Annotated in this window: 6 protein-coding genes and 1 pseudogene; all 7 read right to left on the bottom strand. The window is 41.4% G+C overall.

The features are described 5' to 3' along the window. Positions 1 to 313 (bottom strand): DUF5615 family PIN-like protein (locus tag LC574_RS24970; protein ID WP_229456235.1); only part of this gene is annotated, 313 nt, incomplete at its 3' end. After that, a complete protein-coding gene (locus tag LC574_RS24965) occupies positions 310 to 627 on the bottom strand; it encodes a DUF433 domain-containing protein (RefSeq protein ID WP_229456234.1) in 318 nt (105 codons plus the stop codon). The genes LC574_RS24970 and LC574_RS24965, both read right to left, overlap by 4 nt. Further along, on the bottom strand, positions 624 to 1,643 hold the full coding sequence (locus LC574_RS24960) for an iron ABC transporter permease (RefSeq protein ID WP_229456233.1): 1,020 nt from the start codon (positions 1,641 to 1,643) through the stop codon (positions 624 to 626). Before LC574_RS24960 ends, LC574_RS24965 begins: the two co-directional genes overlap by 4 nt. A gap of 353 nt (positions 1,644 to 1,996) precedes the next feature. Further along, positions 1,997 to 2,605 carry a PEP-CTERM sorting domain-containing protein gene (locus tag LC574_RS24955; protein WP_229456237.1) on the bottom strand — a complete coding sequence of 203 codons (609 nt, stop codon included), beginning with the start codon at positions 2,603 to 2,605 and terminating at the stop codon, positions 1,997 to 1,999. Between the two features lie 70 nt (positions 2,606 to 2,675). After that, positions 2,676 to 3,701 (bottom strand): substrate-binding domain-containing protein, encoded by a 1,026-nt coding sequence (locus tag LC574_RS24950; RefSeq protein WP_229456232.1) that lies wholly within the window; start codon positions 3,699 to 3,701, stop codon positions 2,676 to 2,678. 100 nt (positions 3,702 to 3,801) lie between these two features. Next, the gene (locus tag LC574_RS38235) at positions 3,802 to 4,518 is read right to left on the bottom strand and encodes a substrate-binding domain-containing protein (protein ID WP_267871668.1); all 717 of its coding nucleotides are present in this window, start codon (positions 4,516 to 4,518) and stop codon (positions 3,802 to 3,804) included. A gap of 594 nt (positions 4,519 to 5,112) precedes the next feature. Further along, a pseudogene (locus tag LC574_RS24935) lies at positions 5,113 to 5,308 on the bottom strand (hypothetical protein); the annotation flags it as partial.

The following is a 5,308-nucleotide window of genomic DNA, read 5'->3' as shown; positions in this document are numbered from 1 at the left end:
GTTCCATATCACTGTGGTTAGACAAATAATCAATCAACCTCTGCATCAGTAGAGGAATTATTTCTGGATGGTTCCGAAGTTGGATCGAAATAATTCCTAGATAATTAGCAGGAGGATATGTGACAATGTCAGCAAAATCTCCATTTAGTGAAACTAAAATTGCACCCAATTCCTGTGCTTTGGCAATCACAATTTCATCGGGAGACTCGATGAGAATATAGTCTCTCAAAATCAACACATCATAACCGCTATTTTGCAAAAACTGCACAATGGAAACTGGGACGCATTGATCAATGAAAAACGTTAAGCTCACGATGCAACCGTCTCAAAATTTGCCAAATCACGCGCATAATCCAAACATGCGAATATCTGCTCTTTTTGTAAATCTGGAAATTCTTGAAGAATCTGATCGTCAGTCTTGCCAGCAGCTAAATAGCCCAAAATCAGGCTAACTGGAATGCGCGTTCCCTTAATCCTGGGCTTACCTCGCAGTACATCTGAACTACTTACAACGTGTTCACGCCAGTTAATCGGCATTTTGGTTAACCTATCACCGAAAGTTAAAAGTGAACTCTTGTATTGTAAACGAATTGCACTGTGACAATCACCAAGAGCAATCGTTGTCATCCTCTTTTCACCTGCCAACGCACTAGATATAACAAAAAGGGCGCTCCTAACATTGCTGTCATCACGCCAACAGGCAATTCTTGGGGTCTAATTAACCAACGGGCTGCTAAATCTGCCCATAGTAGTAAATCTGCACCAAATACAGCTGCACAAGGCAACACCCAACGATAATCAACACCCATCGCTCCCCGCGCCAGATGGGGAACAACCAGACCGACAAAGCCGATAGGCCCTGCTAGTGCTACAGCGCTCCCTGCCAATATGACAACGCTCGATGCTGTTGCCAACTTGATCCAACCTGTTTGCTGACCTAAGCCTGTAGCTATCGATTCTCCTAAACTGAGAACATTGATCTGTCTACTCAAGGCAAAAGCTGTTAATAATCCTACTATCATCCAGGGCAGCACAGTTAGAAATAGATTGAAGTCTCGTCCTGCTAGAGAACCTGCTAACCAGAAGCGGACTTCTTCAAGAGTTCGCTCACTTAAAATCAGTACACCTGTAGTTATTGAAGATAGCAAAGCAGTTAGGACTGCACCAGCAACAATCAAGTTCAATGGTGTTGCACCTCCTTGTCCCAGAGAACCAAGGCAATAAACTGCGATCGCTGCTAACAATGCTCCCAAAAATGCTACAAGAGTAATCAGGGCTGGTGAAGATGTACCCAAGCCAAAGACCATTATTACCACTGCTAAAGCTGCACCTGCATTGATCCCCAAGATACCAGGGGCAGCTAAGGGATTTTGAGTCAGTCCTTGCATTAACGCCCCGGCTATAGCCAAACTCGCACCAACCATAGTTGCAATCAGTGTACGCGGTAGACGCATCGAGCGGATAATTATGTGTTCGGTGGAGTCATCAAAGTTGGTAAAGGCAGTAAGTATTTGGGAGGTAGAAATGTCAGCAGCACCGTAGGCAATACTGGCAAATATGCCCAGTAACAGTAATAAAACTGCTATAGCTAGGCTCAGGATACGAGTATAGTAGCTTTGTGGATTGGTAGTGGTTGCGTTCATGAGTAATGAGGAATTGGCAAATTCCGACTTTTCCAGTTTTTCTGCAATATTAAAAGACTAAAAAAAGATAAAAGGCTGCTACGGCAGGGCACTCATTGCGATCGCCAATTATCCTAGTCGCAAGGCGGAATTCAAAATTCAAAATTCAAAATTCAAAATTAATGCACCGTAAGCGTTTAATTGATTTGGAATGGGTGGTTTATTTACGCCGTGCTGTACTAGTCAGTTTCTCTAATATATAGGATGCTGCCTTTAGAAAGCAGCGATGTCTGACGACAAGTCGCTCTCCACCTACGCCAATACGGTTCAAATCGCCAAGACGATACCTATGGCAACCTCTGTGGTGTACGCAGTTAATTCACTATGTTTGCACTAGCTCGTTTTCGGTTATACAGAAGTAAACCAGCACCAACAGCAGCTAATGTGCCAAGTGTTGAATCCGATTCGGGAACTGCTACGATTTTGCCCGAACCGCTAATTGTGTTAGTAAAAGCACCAAAGTCAGTTACTCGCCGACCAGTTGTTACTAAAAAATAATTTTGTTGAGCGGTTAGTTGTCTGCTGAATGCCGGACTACCGTTATTAGGAGTAGTATTTGCAATGAGGACATTAGTCAATTGCTTGGTTGGATTGAAACTGTCCTGATATAAAACTAGAAAATTATCCCATGTTCCATCAACAGGTGATGTAGCTCCGGGTACAGTACTACCAAATGTATACAAACCTGATTCTTCAATTACAAACTGAAAAACGCTGTAGGGTACGATCATACCCATTGTTCCGTCTCTTTCACCACTTACTAGAACAGGAGGATCGCCTGGTGCAGTACGCCGCCAAGTCGGTTGATTTGTAGTATCACCTTGATAAGTCAAGACAGCGGCTTCAGTAGGAGTAGGAGTACATAATGTAGCCAATCCTAATCCTAGAGCAATAAGCTTTGTGACAAATATTGGTTTCAACATCAAATTTTATTCTGTATATGAATTGGTGTAGTAGGAAAACTATTCATAGTTTGTTTTGTCCTTGATTTTACTAACAGCTTGATTCCAAATTAAATAAGATTAATCGTTTTTTTGCCGTGGCGATGCCGCCTAGTTTAACTAATTGCTTTTTAGCAAATACTTGTTTTTTCTTCAGTGCAAAAGCTATACCAATTGCAAGAAACACGCCACCTATAGCATTAGGTTCAGGAACAGGTTTAGGAGTAATACTTGGAGGACTAAATCCATATTTAGCCAGCACTGTTTGCCCATCTGGTGACAGAATGTAATCAGCTAATTCTTGACCTTTAGGACTAGCATCTTTCAGTACAGTCAAGCCATAATCTGCTTTGATTGCTAAGTTTTTCGGCAATTCCACAACTTTCAAATTTGGTGAAATCTGTAATGCCGCAAGCGCACTAGTGTAATACGATATAAATGCATCTACTTTTAATTCTGGAGGAGCTTCTTGCAGACCCCAAGCTATAAGACCTCCTGATGTAAATTTGTCAGGCGGTACTAACTCCTGCGTGAAAAAAATAGATTTTTCATTTAGGTTTTGTAAGCTTCCTGGTAAGATGGCATCTGCTTTACGATAAACATCTTGTGTATAAGCACCCAAAGGATCTGATACAGGTGGGAATGTACCTATTTTTTCAACATTACTCAGGAATTGTTGCAAAAAGTTATCGGTTGTTAATTCCGAGTCTGAATTGGTAACTGCCACTAAACGATTGCTAGTAAAGTTTACCACTGGCCCACTCAGGCCCTTTTGATATAAGGTCAGGGGGTTGCTAATATCTGCACTAGCGAAGACATCAGCTTTTTCGCCATTCTCTATGCGTTGACGCTGTAAACCAGAAAAGGCAAAGCTTGTTTCTACGGTCACATCAGCTACATTTTCAAAGTTTTTAGCTACTTCCGAAAGCGCACCCCTCAAGCTACCAGCACCGAATAAAGTAACTTTATCAGGTTCTGTTCGAGATATCTCTCCAAAGGTAGCAGCTAAAGTTTGATTAGTAAGGGAGATATGAAAAATACAAGTAGTTAGTGAGGCAGTAAGTAAGTACTTTTTCATCGTTTTTAATTCAGTAATGTCTGGGAACTCAAGTGTGTGAGAATTCGAGTTGCTGTTGTTCCTTTGCCAGTTAAATTGATATATACAGGTGTTTACTCACCTACAAGTTGCGTAGGCGTAGCCCGCCGCAGGCATCGCTCACTTCAAATTTTTGCTGTTTGGCAGCAATCAACTTTCTCTGCAAGGCAAAAGCTACACTCACAGCAAGTAAAATTCCACCAACTCCTTGAGATTCGGGAACTGACTTCGGACTATTAAATCCATACTTGGCGAGGATTTTTTGCCCAGTTGGTGAAAGGATGTAATCAGCTAGTTTTGAACCTCCAGGATTCGCGTCCTTGAGTACAGTCAAACCATAGTCAGCTTGGACTTTTAAGCTATCTGGCAAATCCACTATCTGTAAACTTGGTGAAATTTGTTTGCCAGCAAGTATTGGCTGATATTCTCCATTTAGTACTTTTTGTAGTTCTTCAGCCAGACCAACATCATGTAAACTGACGACTAATTTTAAGTGCCAAGCCTTACGGTGTGGCAGATGTGCCAACGCACCAAATAAAGTCAATAATGCGTTGTTGACTTTGTTTTCATTGTTATCGGTATTCCGGTCAAAATAATTTCCTGTCCGGTAAGCTGATTCTCCCACTGTATAAGCACTACCGTTAAAAACTACCCTCCCTGGTACGTCTTCCATCTCGGCATTGGTTATATAGCTGGGGACACGAACCACTTCAAAGCCATCGACTAAAAGTTTGAGGCTGCCGTAACCGTTATCGAAACCCGCAGGAAAAATTTTTTGCAACGTATGAATGTTTGACATAAAGACAAAGGTAATACACTTTGATTTGTGAAAGCTATCTGTTCAGATAATTTTGGGGAGTGGGGGAGCAAGGGAGCAGGGGAGCAGAGGAGCAGAGGAGCAGAGGAGAGAATTAAAACAGTTCTTAGTGTTTACTATTTACTATTAAAAATGGAGAACTCTGACCTTCAGCAGAATAATTAGTTTTTCTTACACCGATAACTAATAATTGTTAATGCAAAAACTTTCTCTTGCTCCCCTGCTCCCCTGCTCCTCAGCTCCTCTGCGTTTTTTCTCCAGCCTCAAGAGCTTATCATAACCCCTTGGGGGCTAAGTGGGGTACAAAATCTGAACCAGTCAAATATACCCCATTTAGCACCTATATGCACCCTATATAGGGGTCAAAATCTCACCAAAGTCTTTAACTATTGTTGGGGTATATATAGCCCCCATATAGCCCCTAAGAAGAATTTTTGAAATCTTTTTTATCAACGCAGCAGAAATTAAATTAGATCATTATTGACCCTTTGATTTATACTTTACTGTCAATCTTTTATTGAAAAGCAATTCAGTCTTGATCTCTAACTTCTTGCTGAATACGTAACGAGCGGGTCACTACTTGCTGACAGGTTCAGCTTTCTCTACTGAATTATCATTCACACCCAGAGTCAATTCCAAAGGAGTTCTTTGAGGGTAAGCTTTTACTACTTGCCGATAAACATCATAATTAGTAGGTAATGTATAAAGTACGTTACCTACTCCATAGGTCAGTTTGTACTCAACATCCTTGATCAATTCAGGTTTGCCTGCC

It is taken from the genome of Nostoc sp. CHAB 5715 (assembly GCF_020829685.1).
Classification (GTDB): Bacteria; Cyanobacteriota; Cyanobacteriia; order Cyanobacteriales; family Nostocaceae; genus Nostoc.
The sequence above is the reverse complement of the archived record's forward strand: the minus strand, read 5'-3'. Positions and strand labels throughout refer to the sequence as shown.